The organism is Pantoea eucrina, assembly GCF_020079945.1.
GTDB classification, from domain to species: domain Bacteria; phylum Pseudomonadota; class Gammaproteobacteria; order Enterobacterales; family Enterobacteriaceae; genus Pantoea; species Pantoea eucrina.
Genome location: NZ_CP083448.1, coordinates 3,182,209 through 3,202,914, shown reverse-complemented (window position 1 = coordinate 3,202,914; position 20,706 = coordinate 3,182,209). Strand labels below are relative to the sequence as shown.

Below are 20,706 nucleotides of genomic sequence, written 5' to 3'. Positions count from 1 at the left end.
GCGGCATTACGCAATAAAAAACCCGGACTGGCCGGGTTTTTATGCTGCATCAGGATACGCGTTTACGCCGCATCATACAGCGTCTGGTGCCGCGTCTCTTTACAGGCGATCAGGGCAATCAGCGTCAGCACCGCCATGGCGGCAAGATAGAAACCCACTGCCTGCAGGCCATAGTTTGCATTGAGCCAGGTGGCGATATAGGGTGCTACGGACGCTCCCAGAATAGATGACAAATTATAAGAGAAAGAGGCACCGGTATAGCGCACTTCGGTCGGGAACAGCTCCGGCAGCAGCGCACCCATCGGGCCAAACGTCAGGCCCATAATGCTCAGGCCCAGCAGCAGAAAGCCCATCACCAGAATCTGCGAGCCGGAGCCGAGCAGCAGCGGGAACATCAGCGCAAAAGCGATAATCATCAGCGTGATAGTGATCATCGTTCTGCGGCGACCAAAGCGATCGGCCAGCAGACCGGCAATGGGCACCATCACGCCAAATCCGATTACCGCCACCATCAGCATCCACAGGAAACTGTTGCGCGAGTAGCCCAGTCCGACCGGCGCCGGCGCGGTGCCGTAGCTCATTGAGTAGACGGTCATGATGTAGAACAGCGTGTAGGTAGCCAGCATGATAAAGGTGCCGAGTATGGTCGCCGTCATATGTTTGCTCAGCAGCGTGCCAATAGGCATACGCACCTGCTTCTGCTCCTTCTGCACTTTGGCAAAAACCGGACTCTCATGCAGCGAGACGCGCACGTAGAGGCCGATCAGCACCAGTACTGCAGAAAGGATAAACGGCACGCGCCAGCCCCACTGCATAAACTGCTCGTCGGTCAGCAGCCAGGAGAGCAGCAGGAACGTACCATTGGCAAAGAAAAAGCCAATCGGCGCGCCCAGCTGGGGGAACGATCCATACAGCGCGCGCTTTTTCGCCGGCGCATTCTCCGTTGCCAGCAGCGCGGCACCGCCCCATTCGCCGCCCAGTCCCAGCCCCTGACCGAAGCGCGCCAGCGCCAGCAGCAGTGGCGCGGCAACGCCAATGGTTTCATAGCCAGGCAGCAGGCCAATCAGCACCGTTGAGACGCCCATCGTCAGCAGCGAAGCGACCAGCGTCGCCTTACGACCGACGCGATCGCCAAAGTGACCAAACACCGCTGAGCCGATTGGCCGCGCGACAAAGGCGATGGCAAAGGTTGCCAGCGACTGCAGCGTCGCAACCGTGGCGTCCCCCTGAGGAAAGAAAATATGCGGAAAGACGATAACCGCTGCGGTGGCGTAAATATAGAAATCGAAGAACTCGATAGCCGTACCGACCAGAGAAGCTACGACAACTTTACCGCGCGAATTGACCGGCGCTTCGTCGTGCAGCGCGTCAGGTGTTTCTGTGATGGAGGCTTGCATAAATGTTTCTTAATTGTAAATGTAAACCAGAAATATTACGCACCTGGTATGCGGCATTCAATGAGCAAAAAGCGTCGCAAAACGACGATTTTCGGCGAAAAAGAGGATAATGTCTGAGTTAACCGGAATGGTGGCGAATGGCAGCGGCAGGAAACGTTTTTCTGGCGTGAATCGCTGCTAAACCGCTAAATAAAAGTGACTGGCTGGCGTTTCCTGCTGGCGGGAGCGCTAAAATTCGCCAGCAGGAAACAGGTTTTACTGTTCAGGTGGTTGCCCTGTGCCCGTTGTCAGGAGGGCTGGCGCGGCTGCGGCATCTCCGTATCACCTTTATATTTCGCCGTGGCGATCCACGCAGCGCAAAACAGCGTCAGGCGGGCAAAGAAGTAGAAAAATGCCATCAGGCCGAGTACTGAACCAAAGGCAGCGCCTGAAGGAGAGGTCGCCAGCTTCGGCAGCGTCAGCGTCATAACAAATTTAATCACCTCAAAGCCGATAGCTGCCAGCAGCGTACCGCGCAGCAGCGCTCTTTTACGCGGCTTATGGCGCGGCAGGATCCAGAAAATCCACAGGAACAGCAGATAGTTCGCCAGCACGGAGATGGAGAGGGCAATAATTGTCATTACCGGACGCAGCCAGTCGATGCCATCCAGCCCCAGCGCGCTGACGATCGCTGCCTGAGCCGCACCGGCAATCGACGTCAGCGAAAGGGTGATCACCAGCGCCAGCATCAGCCCCAGGAGTGAGAAGAGATCGCGCAGATATTTTTTCCAGAACACCTCTTTATCATCCGGCGTTCGCTCCCAGACATCGCGCGACTGCGCGCGAACCGCTTCGCGCAGGTTGCCCATCCAGTTGATACCGGAATAGAGTGCCAGCAGCAGACCGGTCAGACCCACGGTAGCGCGCTGCTGAATCGCAGTGTTCACGGTATTTTTTAACGTGGTGGCGAGCGTAGGATCGCTGATGCTGCTGACAATTTTGTTAATCAGCTCCGACAGCAGATCCTGATTAGAGGCCAGCACAAACCCCACGGCGGCAAACGACACCATCAGAATCGGGATCAGCGATAAAAAGGAGAAGTAGGTGATCGCCGCGCCAAACTGGCTGCCCAGCCGGTCATTAAAGCGATCCAGCGCCCGGATAAAGTGCGCGACGGCCGGAATAGACTGAAACCACGTGGCGAAGCGCGACACGCGACGAATTGAGCCATCCACGGTTTTGTTACCGGTGTGGATATCGATCAGCGGCTTTGGATCGGCGGCTGACTCCTGGGTTGTTTTGTCTGTCATAGACGATAGGCATCCTGTTCACTGCGAAACTGAAATTATATACCGTAAATAACGGCGGCGGCGGATGTGTCAGGTGACATACTCCTGCAGCACCTGACTCAGCCACTCCATAAACACCCGCACGCGGCGCGCCACGTTGCGGCGGTGCGGATAGAGCAGCGTAATCGGCATCGGTTTTGCCGGAAAAGCGTGCAGCACTTCCACCAGATGACCCGACTCCAGCAGCGGCTGAACGCCCATTGCCGGCACCTGAATAATCCCCAGCCCGGCGAGGCAGGCGGCACGGTAGGTTTCAGTACTGTTTACCGTCACCACGCCGCCGGTCTGCACATAGTGACACTGGCGGCCATCGAAATATTCAAATCCCGGCGCAGGCTGACCCAGCTGCTGGGTATAGTGCACCATGGCGTGCTGCGACAGCTCCTCCAGCCGTATCGGACGGCCAAAGCGGGAAAGGTAGTCGGGACTGGCGCAGTTGATCAAGGCATAGGTGCCAATTTTTCGCGCAATCAGACCGGAATCTTTCAGCTCGCCCACGCGCACTACGCAGTCAAATCCTTCCCGAATCACATCCACCTCGCGATCGCTGCTGCTCAGCTCAATCTCAATGCCGGGATAGTGCTGCAGAAACTCCGGCAGGCGCGGCAGAATAAAGCTGGTGGCCATCGCCACCGACATATCGACCCGCAGCTTGCCGCTCAGCGTCGCCGGGTCATGCTGAAACAGACTGTCCATATCCTCCATCATCGACAGCAGATCGAGGCAGCGATCGTAATAGACCAGTCCATCCTGGGTGAGGTGCACGCGCCGGGTGGTGCGATGCAGCAGGCGCGTGCCCATCTGGTTCTCCAGCGCCTGCAGCTGACGCGACACACTGCCTTTTGGTAAACCCAGACTTTCCGCTGCCCGGGTAAAACTGCCCATCTCCGCGACCCGTACAAAAACCTGCATTGCATGAATTTTATCCATGTTGTTCACCGATTGTTGTTGTTATTGAAACAGTGCTGCGCAGTTATCTGCGTTTATAGATCACTTTGGTTTGAATATCTTTATCAGACGTTCACTTTTGCAGCAGGAGAGAGTTATGAATCACAAAATAGCGCTGATTACCGGCGGAAACCGCGGCCTGGGACGTAATGCAGCCCTGAAACTGGCCGCACGCGGCACGCATATTGTGTTTACTTACCGAAGTCACGCTGATGAAGCGCAGAAAGTGGCAGAGGAGATCGAAGCGCTGGGCGTGCAGGCGGCTGCGCTGCCGCTGGACGTTGGCGACAGCAGCCAGTTCGCTGCCTTTGCACAACAGCTTACGCAGACGCTGCAGCGCGTCTGGCAGCGCGACCGGTTCGATTTTCTGGTGAATAACGCCGGTCATGGTCACTATCAGCTGCTGACCGATACCACTGAGGCGGAGTTTGATGCGCTGGTCAATGTGCACCTGAAAGGCCCGTTTTTTCTGACCCAGGCGCTGCTGCCGCTGCTGAACGACGGCGGCCGTATTCTGAATATCTCCAGCGGGCTGACCCGTATCACGCAGCCTGGCTCCGGAACCTATGCCGCAATGAAAGGCGCCATGGAGGTGCTGACGCGCTATCAGGCGAAGGAGCTGGGCGCGCGCCGCATTCGCGTCAATATTCTGGCACCGGGCGCCATTGAGACTGACTTTGGCGGCGGACGGGTGCGCGATACGCGTGAACTTAACGCGCAGATTGCGTCCGTCACCGCGCTGGGGCGGGTCGGGCTGCCGGACGACATTGGGGACGCTATCTGCATGCTGCTGAGCGAGGAGAGCGGCTGGATCACCGCCCAGCGCATTGAAGCATCGGGCGGTCAGGCGTTGTGATCGCCTGCTGACGTAAGAGCGGCGCGTCAGAGCGTGATGGTACCGTCGATAACCGTTACCGTCTGGCCGCCGATCCAGATCGCCTCTTCCGTATAGGTAACGTCAATACGGCCGTTGCGCTGGATCGCGCTGCCCTGGCGCGCCCGGTAGCTGCGCGTCTGGCCCTGGGCCGCCAGGTAGCGAGCCAGACAGGCGTTGGCGCTGCCGGTGACCGGATCTTCAGTCAGGCTGCCATTCTCCACAAGCAGCGCGCGGACCTCATACTGCTCCGGTTCCCCCGGCGGCAGCGCGCCGAAAATCAGCGCGCCGCTGACGCCCGCCCGCTGCTGCAGCTGCTGCAGATCGGCCACGGAAGCCGTGACGTCGACGACCGCCTGCGCGCTGCTGAGCGGGATCAGCAGCCAGCGAATACCCATATCCGCTACGGCAGGCGACTGCGTCAGATCAAAGGCCTCGCTGTTAAGCGCGCGGCTCATCAGCGCATCGCTGAACGGCGTCAGGGTTGCCGCAGGGGCAGCGAATGCCAGTGCGCCATCGGCGGCGATACGCACCTCAACCAGTCCGACACCGCACTCCTGAACAATACAGCCGGCGTTTTTCCGCGGCCAGCCCGCTTCCAGCAGCGCATGGGCTGTACCCAGCGTCGGGTGACCGGCAAACGGCAGCTCACCCGAAGGGGTAAAAATGCGGATGCGATAGTCCGCCGCGCTGCTCTCTGGCGGCAGCACAAACGTGGTCTCTGACAGATTGGTCCAGCGCGCAATCGCTGCCATCTGTTCGTCAGCTAATCCCTGTGCATCCATAATCACGGCCAGCGGATTTCCCCGAAATGCCGTTGCGGTAAAGACATCCACCTGTTTAAACGCCACTCTCATAACAATTCCTTTTCTGTCAGCCAATATGTGGAATGATACCCTGCGCATGGTAAAAGCGCGCTAACAGGGCTATGAATAGATTAATAATTCTGCAGGCGGAGTCCGCGATGTTAAAAATTTTAGGCCGTAAAACGTCAATCAACGTGCGCAAGGTGCTGTGGCTCTGCGCTGAGCTGAATATCACCTATAAGCATGAAGCCTGGGGCGACGAGGGTCTGTCGCTGCATGCACCGCAGTTTATGGCGCTGAACCCCAACGCCCTGGTGCCGGTCATCATCGACGACGGGCTGGTGATATGGGAATCCAACGCTATTCTGCGCTACCTGGCCAACAGCTACGGTGGTGCATGGCTCTATCCGGAGGAGCCGCGCTTACGCGCGCCGGTGGATCAGTGGATCGACTGGCAGGCTACCGAGCTTAACACCTCCTGGCGCTACGCCTTTATGTCGCTGGTACGAAATTCACCAGCGCATCAGGATCCCCGTCTGCTCGCAGCAGCGGTGAAAGGCTGGACGCACACCATGGGGATACTCAATCAGCAGCTGGAAAAATCGGGCCGCTATGTGGCCGGGCGTCACTTTAGCCTGGCGGATATTCCCATTGGACTGGCCGTAAACCGCTGGTTTGAAACGCCGCTGGATCACCCCGATTTTCCGGCAATACAGACCTACTATGAGCGGCTGACCGAGCGCCCCGGATTTACCACCTGGGGACGCAACGGCACGCCTTAAGACGCAGCAGGGGCAATGCCGCTCATCTCGCACGCCAGAGCACCCGTGCGCGCTAAGGCACGGGTGTAACGCGCGTCGAACGGATAACAGCAGGAGAGGCGCAGCGCATGCCGGTAGCGTTCGCTCAGCGTGTAGAGCGCGCCTGGCGTGACGCAGATCTGCTCCTGCAGCAGACGATTAAACAGCAGCACGGTATCAATCTTACCCGGCAGCTCGACCCAGAAGACAAAGCCACCGCGCGGCAGCGTGGCGCGTGTTCCCTGCGGAAAATGGCGCGCCAGAATGCCCCGCGCCGCATCCAGATTTGCCGCATAGCGCCGGCGCAGCGAGCGCAAATGATGATCGTACCCCCCGCTGGCGAGGAACTCTGCCAGCGTCTCGCTCAGCAGCCGCGATTCAGTCATCGACGAGACCGCTTTCAGCCGCGCAATGCTGGCATGAAACCGGCCCGCGGCGGTCCAGCCGATACGAAAATCAGGCGCCACGGTTTTGGTAAAGCTGGTGCAGTAAATCACCCAGCCATCGCGATCGAACGCCTTAACCGGCGGTGACAGCGGCCAGTCAAACTGCAATTCATCGTAGAGCCCGTCTTCAATCAGCGGAATGCGATAGTGATTCATCAGCGCAGCGAGCCGTTTTTTGTTCTCCAGCGGCATCACGTAGCCCAGCGGGTTTTGCGCGCCCGGCATAGCGATCAGCGCCTGAATGCGCTGCTCCTGCAGCAGCATCTCCAGCGCGTCCAGCGAAAGACCGCGCTGCGGATCGGTGGGGATCTCCAGCGCTTTCAGTCCGAGCGAGGCGAGCAGCGGAAACAGGAAAAAATAGGTGGGGGATTCCAGTCCGATACAGTCGCCGGGCTGCGTGACAGCGCGCAGCGCCAGCTGCAGCGCCTCCATGCAGCCGTGGGTCAGGGTAATCGCCTGAGCGGTAAGGTTCAGTCCGGTATGCACGCTGCGCCGGGCGATCTCCTCGCGCAGCCGCTCGCTGCCGGGAGGCAGCGCATAACGACCGATAATGTCGCCCTGGCGCCGGATCAGCGCGGCGGTGATACGGCCCAGCTTCGCTGAAGGAAAAAGCTCACTGTCCTGCGGACAGGCCAGCGAAATATTGGTGTAGTCGGGATTATTCTGCGCGGCAAAAACCTGTTCAATCAGCGCCAGCTTCTGTGCATCCGGATCGCCACTCTCTGCGGTGGGCGGCTGCGGCTGCAGCGTAACGGCAGGCAATACGCCGCGAACGTAATAACCTGACTGCGGCCGCGCCTCAATCAGGCCGCGATCTTCCAACAGTTGCCAGGCGCTGATCACGGTATTTACGCTGAGCTGGTGCGACTGCGCCACTCGCCGGATAGCGGGCAGGCGGGCACCCGGCCGCAGCGAACCCTGATGAATAGCGTCGGCAAATTTTGCTGCCAGCTGCTGGTAGCGCGGTTGATCGTCAGTAAACGCGAGGGACACAATGGCCTCCGGAAGTGACAGGTACAAAGCAGAAAAAGTGTGACTGTACCCATTACAATACTGAATTACTGTCTCTGTTGCCATTGCGGTGACGGCATTACGATGGAGTCAGCTTATTCAGTCCGGAGAACGTCTATGCTCGATCCCGCCTTTTTCAGTTATGTCACCATCATGTCTATTACGCCCGGCCCGAACAATCTGCTGCTGGCCACATCAGGGGTCAATTTCGGCTTTCGTCGCACGCTGCCAGTGCTGGGCGGTATACTGCTCGGCTGCGCGCTGCAGATGCTGCTGGCAAGCGTGGCGCTGGAGCTGCTGCTGACGTGGATGGCAGCCGTGCGCCTGCCGCTGACGCTGGCGGGCTGCGGCTATCTGCTGTGGCTGTCATGGAAAATTTTTCGCGCCGGTGCGCCGCAGGCCAGCGTCCGTCCGCGTCCGATGACGCTGCTGGGCGGCATGGCTTTTCAGGCGGTTAATCCCAAGGCCTGGCTGATGGTGACCAACGTTGCGCTGCTTTACGCCAGCAGCAGCAACGTCTGGCTGGTGCTGACCGGTTTTGCCGCGCTCAATCTGCCCTGCATTCTGCTCTGGGCAGCGCTGGGCGATCGGCTGCGGACGTACCTGCAGACGCACTGGAAGCGGCGCCTGTTTAACACGCTGATGGCGCTATCGCTGCTGGCAACGACCGGCTGGATGGGGTATGACGCGCTGAGCGCAATATAGAGCAGGTGCGCCGGGCGGCGCACCTGAGCAGTCAGCTATTTGCCGACCACGTGAGCGGTGATCCGCGCTTCGTCGTTTGCCGCATGCGAGGTGATCACCGGCTCATATTCCAGCTGCAGTATGCGACTGGTATCGGCCAGTACTTTCTCAGTCAGCGCCACGTCACCATTAAGTTTGCGGCCCCAGGACGGAATAACGGCCCGGATTTTAGTCTGCCACTCCGGTGAGCGCATCTGCTCAGGGAAAGCTTTTGCCATCAGCTCCAGCATAATCGGTGGCGCGGTCGATGCGCCTGGTGAGGCGCCCAGCAGCGCAGAAATAGAGCCATCAGCAGACGTCACCACTTCAGTGCCGAGGCGCAGCACGCCGCCTTCCAGCTCATCATTTTTGATGATCTGCACGCGCTGGCCCGCCGTGACCAGGCGCCAGTCTTCCTGTTTCGCCTGCGGCACATAGGCGCGCAGCGCCTCCATGCGATCGGCATCGCTCTGCAGCACCTGATCAACCAGATATTTCACCAGGTCAAAACTCTTCAGGCCGACCTGCATCATCGGCAGCAGGTTGCTGGTGTTCATCGCGCCAAACATATCCAGCAGCGAACCCTGTTTCAGGAACTTAGTGGAGAAGGTGGCGAACGGGCCAAACAGCAGCACCTGTTTGCCATCCAGCACGCGCGTATCAACGTGCGGCACTGACATAGGCGGTGCGCCGACGCTGGCTTTGCCGTAGACCTTGGCCATATGCTGCGCGACCACATCCGGATTTTCAGTGACAAGGAAAGAGCCGCCTACCGGGAAGCCGGCGTAACCTTTGACCTCAGGAATGCCTGACTTCTGCAGCAGCGGCAGCGCCGCACCGCCGGCACCGATAAACAGCTGGCGGGTAATCAGGGTGCGCTGTTCACTGGTATCCAGGTTCATCAGCGTAACCTGCCAGCGGCCATCGTTCAGGCGCACCAGGTCACGCACTTCCTGCCGCATACGCAGGCGGAAATGCGTTTTTTTCTCCAGGGCGGCGATCAGCTGACGCGTCACTTCACCAAAGTTGACGTCTGTACCCATATCGGTCCAGGTGGCGGCTACCTTCTGCTGCGGATCGCGTCCTTTCATCACCAGCGGGATCCACTGCGCAATCTGATCGCGATCTTCGGAATAGCGCATGCCGCGAAACAGCGTGCTCTTCTGCAGCGCCTGGAAACGCTTGCGCAGGAAGTCGACGTTAGCGTCACCCCAGACAAAACTCATGTGTGGCGTGGTATGGATAAAGCTTTTGGGATCCTGCAGGTTGCCTTTCTGCACATGATGCGCCCAGAACTGACGCGACATCTGGAAAGATTCGTTGATGGCTACTGCTTTAGCGATATCGATCGAACCATCCGCCTTTTGCGGCGTGTAGTTAAGCTCCGCCAGCGCGGCGTGACCGGTACCGGCATTATTCCAGCCGTTAGAGGACTCCACTGCGACGTCATTCAGACGCTCAACCATTTCAATGGACCAGTCTGGCTCCAGCTCCTGCAGCCAGGTGCCGAGCGTAGCGCTCATCACGCCTGCGCCAATCAGCAGGACATCAACTTCTTTCCGTTCCTGACGTTTTGCACCATCCATTGCAGCGCTGCTCAGCGCCAGGTTTACCGCAGTGTTGCTCATGAGGCGACATCTCCTCTTCTGTTGACCTGAAGCTCAACAGGTTGGCAGGCAAAATAGCCGCGCGGCTTACGCGCGCTGCGCTATCTCAAAGGGTTAAGACTCAGGTTAAGCCAATGGGGCGATAACGGTTAACTACACGTTATGCATATGCTTCTGAATATAACATTCTCGTATTGGAATTAAACGTTTGTTTATTTTTTAAATGCCGAAATGATTCAGCATAAGAATTAATCAGCCTGAGCGGCAGCTTATAAGATATTTTTATCCGCTAATCAGCAGGTTATGCAGATATCAATGTTATGTAATTGTGACGAGGTCGCAGAGGTTGAAAGTTGAACAGTGACAGGTATCACAAAATAACATTCTGAATAATAAGAAATATTTATGGTGAGCTGGAAACGGGGATTTTTTGTTGCGTGATATGTCGCCCGTTTGTGTAAAAATAGTGTTACATTTCTGTGATTCTGATTTTAACGGGCGAAGCGTTTGAGAGAGGGGTCAGCGCATCTGAAACCAGCGACGCCAGATAAAACGGATAACAAAAAACTCCAGCGTGCCAAGCAGCAAAAACCACAGGCAAAATACCAGCGTATAGAGCTGGTTGAGATCCTGGAGGTGTAAGCTCTGCTGCAGTCGCTGCGCCCATATCAGACCAAAAGAGGGGGCGGGCAGCAGAAGCGCCGAAAGAAAGCCCAGCAGCAGGATCCCGCCTGGAATAATCAGTGTTTCGAAAGGGTTTTTCATCGCTCTTTTCCTGTCAATATTGCGCGTGCATTAGCGCATAAAAGGGGCGGGCAGTGCAATCTGTGAATCAGATGACGCCAGGAAATTTCTGCGATTCCATCAACTTAGCGTTAAAAATAGCGGCAGTTAAGAGTTATAGCCTTTGCTATACTTAAGCCCCTGATTTTGTTGTCTTTTTTTTGGGGTATTTGCATGCTAGACTGCGCGCACTTTTTTATGACTGACTTATTAATACGAACAAAGCAGAGGATTTACGCATTTGTTCGCTAACTGGCTAAAAACCCATGACATTCATCGCAACCCTGATCCTGGCTTTTGGCATGTCAATGGACGCCTTTGCCGCTGCACTGGGTAAAGGTGCGTCGTTGCACCGTCCGGGAATAAAAGAAGCCTTACGCACTGGCCTGATTTTTGGTGCCATCGAAATGCTGACGCCGCTGATCGGCTGGGCAATCGGCCTGGCGGCCAGTCACTACATCATGGCGTGGGATCACTGGGTGGCCTTTGGTCTGCTTAGCGTACTGGGCGGCCGTATGATTATGGAAGGGTTCCGCCAGACAGCAGATGAGCCCTGCGAAGCGCCGCAGCAGCACGGCTTTATGGTGCTGGCGCTGACGGCGGTTGCCACCAGCCTTGATGCGCTGGCCGTCGGCGTCGGTCTCGCTTTCCTGCAGGTTAATATTTTGTTCACCGCGCTGACCATTGGTGCTGCAACCACGCTGATGGCGACAACCGGTGTGCTGGTGGGACGCTTTATCGGCCCGGTGCTGGGCAAGTGGGCAGAAGTGCTGGGGGGTGTGGTCCTGATCTGTATCGGCAGCACGATTCTGATCGAGCATCTGGGATTGATGAGCTGAACGTTAATTTTGTGATCTGGCTCAAATAAAATTGCATGAAAAACGTGCTGCCGCTATAATTTGCGCGTAATTTTTCAACAATATTTGAGTCAGGTGTTTCATGAAAGCTTTTTTCCGTTATGTGTTTCGCGCCTATGTCGCAACCTTTAAACACGTACCGCCGGGCGCGCTTTCTTAAGCGTCCAGAGTTACCCTCGATAATCGCCTTCAGGGATCGAAGGATGATTATCACCTCTCATCTTTGTCCTTTCCCGCACGCAGACTGACACAAACCTTCACCACTTTCTTTGCAGGTCATACCGCATTTCTGGCTGGCTTTTGATACGCTGCGCGCCATTTCTTATTATAACGAGGCGGTTATGCAGCTTTGCAGTTTTTATCTGATTGATTGTGCACGCAAAAGCTATGGCATCGTGCAGGAAGAGGGTGTTGTTGATCTTGGGCTGCGCCTGGGTGACGCCTGTTCCGATCTGAAAACCCTGCTGGCGCGCGGCGGTATCAGCGATCTGGCCGCATTTGAGCATCTGCCAGCGGATCATGCGTTTAGTGCCATTCGTTTTCTGCCGGTCATTGAGCAGCCGGGAAAAGTTTTCTGCGTCGGTATGAACTATGCCGATAAACGTAAAGAGTTTGCGGAAACGCTGGAGGCGCCCACGCTGTTTGTCCGTTTCGCTGACTCACTGGCGGCGCATGAACAGCCGCTGCTGAAGCCTGCGACCACCGAAGAGTTTGATTATGAGGGCGAGCTGGCCGTGATTATCGGCAAAGCCGCCTCGCAGGTGTCGGCAAGCGACGCGCTGGCGTATGTGGCGGGCTATGGCTGCTTTATGGATGCCACTGTCCGCGATATGCAGTTTACCTGGTTTACCGCCGGAAAAAACTGGCAGCAGACCGGCGGCTTTGGCCCGTGGATGACCACGGCTGATGAGATCCCCGATCCGCAGCAGCTGGCGATCAAAACCTGGCTTAACCAGCGCGAAGTGCAGAACGACACCACGGCCAGTATGGTGCATCCGGTGGCGAAAATTATTGAGTATATCTCTGCGTTTAGCCCACTCTCGCCGGGAGACGTTATTATTACCGGATCGCCCGGCGGCGTCGGCAAAAAGCGTACGCCACCGCTGTTTATGTTCCCGGGTGATGAGATTGAAGTGGAGATTGAAAAAATCGGTCGTCTGCGTCACCGGGTGGTCTGACCGTAACCCGGCGCTGCTGCCGGCAGGGTGATCGTTTACCGGCGATAGCGTATTATCTCAGCACGGGTGATGGCGTACCACCCGATCCAACCGCCGCTGTTTTCAGACGGCTGATGACGCCTGACTATACGCTTATCCCTGCGCGGAGAGGGCGGCGGGTCAGGCGTTTTTCGTATCCTGCTGCCGTTACGCGCGCTTCATTCCGGAGATCAAATTATGCTGAAGTCGCTGTGTGCCGTAATCGTCGGCGGAGCTGCTGGCTGCACCCTGCGCTGGCTTATCTCGCTACGTTTTAACGCGCTGTTTCCTGATTTGCCGCCAGGCACGCTGATCGTCAACCTGGTGGGCGGTTTCATTATTGGCGCCGCTCTGGCGTGGTTTATGCGTTACCCACAGCTCGATCCGGCATGGAAACTGCTGATCGTTACCGGTCTGTGCGGCGGCCTGACCACGTTTTCTACCTTCTCAGCAGAAATTGTCAGCCTGCTACAATCAGGTAAATACCTGTGGGCAATGTCGAGCGTGCTGGTGCATGTCGTGGGTTCGCTGCTGATGACCTTTGCGGGCTTTGCAGTGGTTAACCTGCTCGGCTGAGCGCCCGCCAGCGGCCCGTCAGGGAAGATTCTGTTCAGACGCAAAGGAGCGTAACCATGCCGGGCAATCCACTTTTTCTTAATCTGGTCCTGCTGCAGGGCGAGCCTGCAGCAAAGCTGCGCGCGGCGCAGGATGCAGGGTTTGATCAGGCTGAAATCTGGCGCGAGGATGTAGAAAAGATGGAGACGGCGCACTTAGCGCACTCCGCGATCCGTTTCACTAATCTGCAGGTGCTGCGCGATTTTACCGGCGCGCCGGACAGCGAGCGCCAGCAAAAGCGTGAGGAGCTGCAGCAGTTTATCCGGCTGGCGCGTGCGATTGGCTGCGACACCATCCAGGCGCCTGCCACCACGCGACAGGATTGCATCCCGGAACGCATTGATGACGATCTGCGCTGGCTGGCGGCGGAAGCGGCGAGCCATGAGATGCGCATCATGTATGAGCCTATGGCGTGGAGTAGCGTGGACAATACGCTGCCGCTTGCCTGGCAGCGCCTGCAGCGTCTTGATCTGCCTAATGTTGGCCTGGTGGTGGATCTGTTTCATATCTGCGCGCTGGGTGGTGACGCGTCGCACCTTGAGGGCATCCCGGCCAGCCGTATCTATGAAGTCCAGCTGTGCGATATGGCTGAACAGCCGCCGCAGAATAATCAGGCGCTGAGCGACTATGCGCGTCACCAGCGGCTGCTGCCGGGCGACGGCATTATTGATGTGGCCAGCTTTGTCAGTCGCCTGCAGCGAGCCGGTTATGCTGGTCCGGTTGGCATTGAAGTATTCAATGACCAGCTGAAAGCGCAGCCGGCGGCAGAGAGCGCACGGCGCGCCTGGCAGGCGCTGAATCGCTGCTGGCGCTAATCCTGCAGGCACTGCGCAATATAGGTTACCGCCTCTCTTGCGCCCTGCGGCGAGATGGTGTGCCCGGTGGTGGCTTCGAAAGCGGCCGTTACGTTAACGCCTGCCGCCTGTAACCGGCTGACGGCGGACGCTGTTTCGCTGAAGGGGATCACCTCATCCGCTTTGCCGTGGATCAGCAGCGCGGAAGCGCAGGACTGCGGGGTTAGCGGTTCGTCGAATGCCAGCCGGCCGGAAAATGCCACCACGCCGGCCAGCGGGTAGCGTCCTGAAGCCAGTGCATCCAGCGCCATGATCGATCCCTGCGAGAAGCCGACCAGAATAACGTTTTCCCAGGCATCCGGCATGCCGTGCTGCGCCATCAGGCGCTGCAGCGTATCATCAAATGCATCGCGCGCCGCACGCACGCGCGCCGGACGATTCTCCGGCGTAACGCCGGTCAGGCTGAACCACTGATAGCCCATCGCATGCTCAAATGGCCAGGGCGCGTCGGGGGAAGCAAACGCCACGTCGGGCAGCAGCCCGCTCCAGTGCTCACCGAGCACCGCCAGATCGTCACCGCTGCTGCCAACGCCATGCAGAAAAATAACCAGTGCTTTTGCCATGCCTGCTCCTTAAAAACCGTACGCTGCCATATCCGGCCCGGCGGGCACGATGCCGTTGGGGTTCAGAGCGTTAATCGAATAGTAACCCTGTTTGATATGGTCCATGTTCACCGTCTGTCGTATGCCCGAGACCGCCAGAACGCTTTTCAGATAGCGATCCAGCAGCGGATAGTCGCACAGACGACGCAGGTTGCATTTGAACAGGCCATAGTAGGCGGCGTCAAAACGAATCAGCGTGACAAACAGCCGGATGTCGGTTTCAGTCAGGCGTTCGCCCAGCACAAAGGTACGGCCATCTTTCAGCAGCGCTTCCAGCTCGTCCAGCTGCGCAAAAACGTCGCTGAAAGCCTGCTGATAACTTACCTGGGTAGTGGCAAAGCCGGTACGATAAACGCCATTATTTAACCGGGTGTAGATCGTTTCATTCAGCGCATCGATCTCCGTGCGCAGATCGGCAGGATAGAGATCCAGGCGATCGTCAGCCAGATCGCCAAAGCCGCTGTTCAGCATGCGCAGAATATCGGCCGACTCGTTATTGACGATAGTCTGCGTCTTTTTATCCCATAGCACCGGGACGGTGGCGCGTCCGGTAAAAGCGGCATCGGCGCGGGTATAGAGTTCATGCAGATACTCAGCCTGGTTCAGCGTGTCGCGCTGCGCCCCCGGATAATCGCCAAAGCGCCAGCCGGCGCTGCCCAGCTGCGGTTCAACCACGGAAACAGTAATCACCTGTTCCAGACCTTTCAGGCTGCGCGCAATCAGCGTACGCGATGCCCACGGGCAGATCAGCGCCACGTAGAGATGGTAGCGATCCGGCTCTGCGGCAAATTCGGTTGTGCCATCAGCACTGATCCAGTGACGAAACTGCGAGGTCTGTCGTACAAATCCACCCTGCCGATCGGTGGCCTGTACCGGATGCCAGGCTTCACTCCATTTGCCATTCACTAACATAACGCTGCTCCTGTGTAATCAGGGCGCAGAGAGTAGCGCGCCGCGGGCCTGGTGATAATCCAGGCAAAACGGCTTTCATTCTTTCCGAAATGGAAGTAATCAGGCGGGCGGCTGATGGAGGAAGTGGCTGGCCAGAAAGTCGATCAGCAGCCGGGTTTTCTGCGCCAGAAAACGGGCAGAGGGGTAAAGTGCAAACAGCCCCATGGGCGGCGGCGCAAACTCCGCCAGCATCGTAACAATCTCCTGACGCTGCAGAGCGGGCGTGGCGATAAAGCCGGGCAGGCGGGCGATACCGAGCCCGGCGACGGCAGCGTGCAGGCACGCTTCGGTGTTGGAAAAACAGAGGCGGCCGCGGATCGGTACCGTGGCGCTGTCGCCTGCAGCCGTGACAAAAGGCCAGTTCCACGGATCGCGAAAGTTGGTGTCGCTGATGCACTGGTGTCGGGCGAGATCGCGCCAGTGCTGTGGCGTGCCATGCCGGAGCAGGTAGGCCGGCGATGCGGCAATATGTACCGGCACGTCACCCAGTCGCCGGGCGATCAGGCTGCTGTCATCGAGGCGGCCGATGCGCACCGCCAGATCGAACCCTTCATCCACGATATTGACAGCGCGATCGGAAAAGCTGACGTCCAGCTCGATTAGCGGATAGTGACGGGCAAACGCGACCAGCACCGGTGCCAGTACCGCCGTTCCAAAGGTGCCAGGCGCGCTGATACGCAGCCGGCCAGAGGGCAGGCTGGCATTTTCGCGCATAGCGTCATCCAGCGCATCAAACGCATCCAGCAGCGTTTTAATGCGTTCATAGTAAGCGCGGCCCGCATCGGTCGGAGAGAGCGCCCGCGTGGTACGTTTGAGCAGCTGAACGCCCAGCAGCTGCTCAAGCCGCGACACCAGCTTTGACGCCTGCCCGCTGCTGGCGCCAAGGCGCATTGCCGCAGCGGCAAAGCTGCCCGTCTCCAGTACAGCGACAAACATCCGGTCACAATCAAGTCGATCCATCTTCTCTCCAGGCAGGCCAAAGCCAGAGTATACGCATCAACCGGCGCTCCCGGGCGGGAATTCCGTCGCAGGGAGCGCATTAATGCGTCCCTGCCCGCAGCCCGCACCGCGCCGGCGTCATCGCGTTTCGCACGCGCATTAACCCGGGCGCCATAAATGGCGTCATCACGTTCCCCCCGCGCATTAACCCAGGGCGCCATTAATGGCGCCCCTGCGGGGGCATCGCAGGGGGTGCATTAATGCGCCCCTGGCCGCAGCTCGCACCGCCCCTGCATTGCATCATGGCGGGAAAGGGCGTCGTGACGTATCGTATACGCATTCATCCGGGCGTCATAAAGGGCGCCCCTGGCCGGGAGAGCTGCATGTCACTGCATTTTCTATCATCACTGACGGAGATCGCGGCTGCTGAATGGGACGCGCTGCTGCCTGACGATCAGCCCTTTTTACGCCACGCCTTTCTGACCACCCTTGAGGAGAGCGGCAGCGTGCGCGCTGAAACGGGCTGGCAGCCGGCACACCTGCTCTGGCGGGAGCAGGGCAAAACCGTCGCTGCGCTACCGGGCTATGTTAAATCCCACTCGCGCGGAGAATATGTCTTCGATCAGGCCTGGGCCGAGGCGTGCCAGCGCGCGGGGATCCGCTACTACCCCAAATGGCTCGGTGCCGTTCCGTTCAGTCCGGTAACGGGGCAGCGTCTGCTGGGCGAAGCGTCCGCCATCACTCAGCTGCTGACCGCGCTGCCGGACGCGCTGCTGGCGCGACAGATAAGCGGGGCGCATATCAACTTCACCACGCCGCCCGCCAATGCCCTGATCGCAGAGCAGTCCGACTGGCTGATGCGCCTCGGCCTGCAGTATCACTGGCACAACCGTCACTACCGCGACTTTGCCGACTTCCTTGATACGCTGATGTCGCGTAAACGCAAGCAGCTGCGCAAAGAGCGGGAGCTGGTGCAGCAGAGCGGCTTTGTCTTTAGCTGGTATCGCGGTGATGAACTGCGGGAGGATCAGTGGGATTTTGTCTACACCTGCTACGTCAGCACCTATGCGGTACGCGGCCAGCGTCCTTACCTGACGCGTGCATTTTTCAGTCTGCTGGCAGAGCGTATGCCGCAGGCGATTCGCGTGGTTATCGCCACGCTGGATGAGCGGCCTGCCGCGATGGCCTTTTACCTGTGCGACAGTACCACGCTTTATGGCCGCTACTGGGGCTGTCTGGCAGAGTTTGACCGCCTGCATTTTGAAACCTGTTTCTATCAGGGCATGGAGTTTGCTATCGCAGAAGGGCTGCAGCGCTTTGATGCGGGAGCGCAGGGTGAGCACAAACTGGTGCGCGGTTTTGAGCCGGTGATAACGCACTCGTGGCACTATCTGGCGCATCCGGGACTGCGCGCGGCGGTGGAGGATTTTCTGCAGCAGGAACGGGCAGGGGTGCACGACTGGGCCGATGAGGCGCGTGCAGCCCTGCCGTTCCGGCGCGGCGATTAATCGGTGCCGACAAAACCGCCGGTCTGATGCTGCCACAGGCGGGCATAGAGACCGTTCTGCGCCAGCAGCTCGTGATGATTGCCCATCTCCACGATCTCCCCCTGCTCCAGCACCACCAGCCGGTCCATCTTCGCAATGGTCGACAGACGATGGGCGATAGCGATCACCGTTTTGCCCTGCATCAGGCTCTCCAGGCTCTCCTGAATGGCCGCTTCCACTTCAGAGTCCAGCGCCGAGGTGGCTTCATCCATAATCAGAATCGGCGCATCTTTGAGCAGCACGCGGGCGATAGCGATACGCTGTCGCTGACCGCCGGAGAGCTTGACGCCGCGCTCACCGACGTGCGCCTCCAGCCCGGTGCGCCCCTGAGAATCAGAGAGCAGCGGAATAAACTCATCGGCACGCGCCTGCGTGATGGCCGCCTGCAGCTCCGCTTCCGTGGCGTCGGGACGACCATAGAGCAGATTGTCGCGGATGGAACGGTGCAGCAGTGAGGTATCCTGCGTGATCATACCAATCTGCCCGCGCAGGCTCGCCTGAGTCACATCCGCAATGTTTTGATCGTCAATCGCAATGCGGCCGCCGTTGAGGTCATACAGGCGCAGCAGCAGATTCACCAGCGTGGATTTACCGGCACCGGAAGGGCCAATCAGGCCGATTTTTTCACCCGGTTTAATCGTCAGATTCAGCCGGTTAATCACCTGACGGTTAGTGCCATAATCAAAGCGCACATCTTCAAAGCGGATCTGACCGCGCGTCACCCGCAGCGGTGGCGCCGCCGGCGCATCCTGGACGCTGAGCGGCTGCGCAATAGTACCCAGCCCATCCTGCACCATGCCGATATTTTCAAAAATACCGTTCACCACCCACATGATCCAGCCTGACATATTCACCAGCCGGATCACCAGCCCGGTCGCCAGTGCAATGGCACCGACGCTGATCAGCGACTGGCTCCAGAGCCACAGCGCCAGCCCGGAGGTGCTGACAATCAGCAGGCCATTGAGCGCAGAGAGCGTGATGTCCATGCTGGTCACCATGCGGCTGGCGTGGCGGGTTTTGTCGGTCTGGTCCTGAATCGCCTCGCGTGCGTAGCGCTTCTCCAGATCGGTATGCGCAAACAGCTTGATGGTGGCAATGTTGGTGTAACCATCCACAATGGTGCCCATCAGGCGCGATCGCGCCTCTGAAGAGACCACCGACCGCTGCTTCACGCGCGGGACAAAAAAGCGCAGTGACAGGCTGTAAGCGATCAGCCAGATTACCAGCGGGATCATCAGCCGCCAGTCCGCTTCTGCAAACAGCACCAGCGAGGTACCGGCGTAAATCACCACATGCCAGATGGCGTCCACCAGCTGTACCGCTGAATCGCGCAGCGCGTTGCCGGTCTGCATGATGCGCTGGGCGATGCGGCCGGCAAAATCGTTCTGAAAGAAGTTCAGGCTCTGGCGCAGTACATAGTTATGATGCTGCCAGCGGATCATGCTGGTCATGCCAGGGTTGATGCTCTGGTGAACCAGCAGGTCGTGCAGGGCGATCACCACCGGCCGCAGGATCAGCGCCACCGCCGCCATCCAGAGCAGAGTCGGCCAGTGTTCACTGAAGAGCGTCGCCGGCGTGGCATGGCTGACGAGGTCGATAATGCGGCTGAGATAGCTGAACAGCGCCACTTCAATCAGCGCCTGCGCCAGGCCCACTACCAGCAGCGCGGCGAAACCTGGCCATACCTGACGCAGATAGTAGCGATAGAACGCGCCGAGGGTGGCGGGGGGAGAATCCGTTGGTGCATCCTGAAAAATATTGATAAAACGTTCAAAACGGCGAAACAACATAGGGTCACTCTTTCCGGAAGGTCAGAGTTAACAGCTTAGTGCAATCAGACGGAGATCACGGATATGGAGATAAAGATTCGCGGCCGCGAACCGCGCGACGCCGCGGCTTACCAGCGTCTTTACAGTCAGCCAGAGGTATATCGCTGGACCACGCAGCTGCCCTTTCCCAGCGTAGCCACGTGGGAGAAAAAATTTGAGCGCATGGACGCTGAAGGCTATATCGCATTTGTCGCTGAGCTGGATGGGCAGCTGGTGGGCGAACTGACGCTGTTTACCGAACAGCGGCTGCGCACCCGCCACAGCCTGAGCTTTGGCATCAGCGTTGATCCGGCGTTTGCCGGACGCGGCATCGGCGAGCAGCTAATCCGCACCGGGCTCGACTACGCCTTTAACTGGATGGGGATTATCCGCGTGGAGCTGGAAGCGTTTCATGACAACGCGCGCGCGCTGCGCCTCTATACGCGTCTGGGCTTTGAGCATGAGGGCGTAAAGCGCAAAGCGTGCCTGCGCGATGGCGACTATCACGATATTGTGGTGATGGCGAAACTGCGCGACCGTCAGTGACGCTGCGCGCGCCTTCTGAAGCGCGCGAAAAGAAGAGCTGACAGCAGAGCCGCCGCACCGTGCGGCTC

The 20,706-nt window shown here is 58.5% G+C and carries 20 protein-coding genes and 1 riboswitch; of the genes, 9 read left to right on the top strand and 11 right to left on the bottom strand.

All coding sequences use genetic code 11. The annotated features are described in order from the left end of the window. Nucleotides 1–62: 62 nt before the first annotated feature. The 3 genes from LAC65_RS15240 to LAC65_RS15230 all read right to left on the bottom strand — a co-directional run bounded on the left by LAC65_RS15240 (nucleotide 63) and on the right by LAC65_RS15230 (nucleotide 3,655). Nucleotides 63–1,397: an MFS transporter gene (locus LAC65_RS15240; RefSeq protein WP_039381113.1), complete on the bottom strand. Its 1,335-nt coding sequence runs from the start codon at nucleotides 1,395–1,397 to the stop codon at nucleotides 63–65. 287 nt (nucleotides 1,398–1,684) lie between these two features. Then, entirely contained in the window at nucleotides 1,685–2,686 is a 1,002-nt protein-coding gene (gene yhjD, locus LAC65_RS15235; protein ID WP_039381111.1) for an inner membrane protein YhjD, read from the bottom strand. A gap of 69 nt (nucleotides 2,687–2,755) precedes the next feature. Continuing rightward, nucleotides 2,756–3,655 carry a LysR family transcriptional regulator gene (locus tag LAC65_RS15230; RefSeq protein ID WP_039381108.1) on the bottom strand — a complete coding sequence of 300 codons (900 nt, stop codon included), beginning with the start codon at nucleotides 3,653–3,655 and terminating at the stop codon, nucleotides 2,756–2,758. Nucleotides 3,656–3,770: 115 nt separating this feature from the next. Here LAC65_RS15230 and LAC65_RS15225 point away from each other — a divergent pair, with 115 nt between their 5' ends. Beyond that, complete coding sequence (locus tag LAC65_RS15225; RefSeq protein ID WP_039381106.1) at nucleotides 3,771–4,529, top strand: SDR family NAD(P)-dependent oxidoreductase; 759 nt, start codon at nucleotides 3,771–3,773, stop codon at nucleotides 4,527–4,529. Between the two features lie 26 nt (nucleotides 4,530–4,555). Here the strand turns inward: LAC65_RS15225 and LAC65_RS15220 are convergent, their stop codons facing one another. Beyond that, complete coding sequence (locus LAC65_RS15220; protein ID WP_039381103.1) at nucleotides 4,556–5,404, bottom strand: PhzF family phenazine biosynthesis protein; 849 nt, start codon at nucleotides 5,402–5,404, stop codon at nucleotides 4,556–4,558. A gap of 107 nt (nucleotides 5,405–5,511) precedes the next feature. Between LAC65_RS15220 and LAC65_RS15215 the strand changes: the two genes are divergently transcribed. Further along, nucleotides 5,512–6,135 (top strand): glutathione S-transferase family protein, encoded by a 624-nt coding sequence (locus tag LAC65_RS15215; protein ID WP_039381100.1) that lies wholly within the window; start codon nucleotides 5,512–5,514, stop codon nucleotides 6,133–6,135. Here LAC65_RS15215 and LAC65_RS15210 read toward each other — a convergent pair. Beyond that, on the bottom strand, nucleotides 6,132–7,592 hold the full coding sequence (locus tag LAC65_RS15210; protein WP_071669258.1) for an aminotransferase-like domain-containing protein: 1,461 nt from the start codon (nucleotides 7,590–7,592) through the stop codon (nucleotides 6,132–6,134). The genes LAC65_RS15215 and LAC65_RS15210 overlap by 4 nt on opposite strands. 135 nt (nucleotides 7,593–7,727) lie before the next feature. On the opposite strand from LAC65_RS15210, the gene LAC65_RS15205 reads away from it, so the two are divergent. Continuing rightward, nucleotides 7,728–8,315 carry a LysE family translocator gene (locus LAC65_RS15205; RefSeq protein WP_039381094.1) on the top strand — a complete coding sequence of 196 codons (588 nt, stop codon included), beginning with the start codon at nucleotides 7,728–7,730 and terminating at the stop codon, nucleotides 8,313–8,315. A gap of 35 nt (nucleotides 8,316–8,350) precedes the next feature. On the opposite strand, the gene mqo is transcribed toward LAC65_RS15205, so the two are convergent. Next, complete coding sequence (gene mqo, locus LAC65_RS15200; RefSeq protein ID WP_039381091.1) at nucleotides 8,351–9,961, bottom strand: malate dehydrogenase (quinone); 1,611 nt, start codon at nucleotides 9,959–9,961, stop codon at nucleotides 8,351–8,353. A 498-nt stretch (nucleotides 9,962–10,459) separates the two neighbouring features. Next, on the bottom strand, nucleotides 10,460–10,705 hold the full coding sequence (locus LAC65_RS15195) for a DUF1158 domain-containing protein (RefSeq protein WP_039381087.1): 246 nt from the start codon (nucleotides 10,703–10,705) through the stop codon (nucleotides 10,460–10,462). A gap of 284 nt (nucleotides 10,706–10,989) precedes the next feature. Here LAC65_RS15195 and mntP point away from each other — a divergent pair, with 284 nt between their 5' ends. The 4 genes from mntP (at nucleotide 10,990) to LAC65_RS15175 (ending at nucleotide 14,206) form a co-directional block, all read left to right on the top strand. Continuing rightward, the gene (gene mntP, locus LAC65_RS15190; protein ID WP_039381085.1) at nucleotides 10,990–11,562 is read left to right on the top strand and encodes a manganese efflux pump MntP; all 573 of its coding nucleotides are present in this window, start codon (nucleotides 10,990–10,992) and stop codon (nucleotides 11,560–11,562) included. A gap of 359 nt (nucleotides 11,563–11,921) precedes the next feature. After that, complete coding sequence (locus LAC65_RS15185) at nucleotides 11,922–12,758, top strand: fumarylacetoacetate hydrolase family protein (protein ID WP_039385664.1); 837 nt, start codon at nucleotides 11,922–11,924, stop codon at nucleotides 12,756–12,758. Nucleotides 12,759–12,814: 56 nt separating this feature from the next. Continuing rightward, a riboswitch (Fluoride riboswitch) is annotated at nucleotides 12,815–12,888 on the top strand. A gap of 86 nt (nucleotides 12,889–12,974) precedes the next feature. Continuing rightward, a complete protein-coding gene (gene crcB / locus LAC65_RS15180; protein ID WP_039381082.1) occupies nucleotides 12,975–13,352 on the top strand; it encodes a fluoride efflux transporter CrcB in 378 nt (125 codons plus the stop codon). 56 nt (nucleotides 13,353–13,408) lie between these two features. After that, nucleotides 13,409–14,206 carry a sugar phosphate isomerase/epimerase family protein gene (locus LAC65_RS15175; RefSeq protein ID WP_039381080.1) on the top strand — a complete coding sequence of 266 codons (798 nt, stop codon included), beginning with the start codon at nucleotides 13,409–13,411 and terminating at the stop codon, nucleotides 14,204–14,206. Here LAC65_RS15175 and LAC65_RS15170 read toward each other — a convergent pair. The 3 genes from LAC65_RS15170 to LAC65_RS15160 all read right to left on the bottom strand — a co-directional run bounded on the left by LAC65_RS15170 (nucleotide 14,203) and on the right by LAC65_RS15160 (nucleotide 16,758). After that, nucleotides 14,203–14,808 carry an alpha/beta hydrolase gene (locus LAC65_RS15170; protein ID WP_039381077.1) on the bottom strand — a complete coding sequence of 202 codons (606 nt, stop codon included), beginning with the start codon at nucleotides 14,806–14,808 and terminating at the stop codon, nucleotides 14,203–14,205. The genes LAC65_RS15175 and LAC65_RS15170 overlap by 4 nt on opposite strands. 9 nt (nucleotides 14,809–14,817) lie before the next feature. Further along, nucleotides 14,818–15,759, bottom strand: a complete 942-nt coding sequence (locus LAC65_RS15165) for a glutathione S-transferase family protein (protein WP_039381074.1) — start codon at nucleotides 15,757–15,759, stop codon at nucleotides 14,818–14,820. A gap of 99 nt (nucleotides 15,760–15,858) precedes the next feature. Continuing rightward, the gene (locus tag LAC65_RS15160) at nucleotides 15,859–16,758 is read right to left on the bottom strand and encodes a LysR family transcriptional regulator (RefSeq protein ID WP_039381072.1); all 900 of its coding nucleotides are present in this window, start codon (nucleotides 16,756–16,758) and stop codon (nucleotides 15,859–15,861) included. A gap of 362 nt (nucleotides 16,759–17,120) precedes the next feature. Between LAC65_RS15160 and LAC65_RS15155 the strand changes: the two genes are divergently transcribed. Next, the gene (locus tag LAC65_RS15155) at nucleotides 17,121–18,245 is read left to right on the top strand and encodes a GNAT family N-acetyltransferase (protein ID WP_039381070.1); all 1,125 of its coding nucleotides are present in this window, start codon (nucleotides 17,121–17,123) and stop codon (nucleotides 18,243–18,245) included. Here the strand turns inward: LAC65_RS15155 and LAC65_RS15150 are convergent. Then, a complete protein-coding gene (locus LAC65_RS15150; RefSeq protein ID WP_039381067.1) occupies nucleotides 18,242–20,074 on the bottom strand; it encodes an ABC transporter ATP-binding protein in 1,833 nt (610 codons plus the stop codon). The genes LAC65_RS15155 and LAC65_RS15150 overlap by 4 nt on opposite strands. A 63-nt stretch (nucleotides 20,075–20,137) precedes the next feature. Here LAC65_RS15150 and LAC65_RS15145 point away from each other — a divergent pair, with 63 nt between their 5' ends. After that, nucleotides 20,138–20,638 carry a GNAT family N-acetyltransferase gene (locus tag LAC65_RS15145; RefSeq protein WP_039381066.1) on the top strand — a complete coding sequence of 167 codons (501 nt, stop codon included), beginning with the start codon at nucleotides 20,138–20,140 and terminating at the stop codon, nucleotides 20,636–20,638. Nucleotides 20,639–20,706 lie beyond the last annotated feature (68 nt).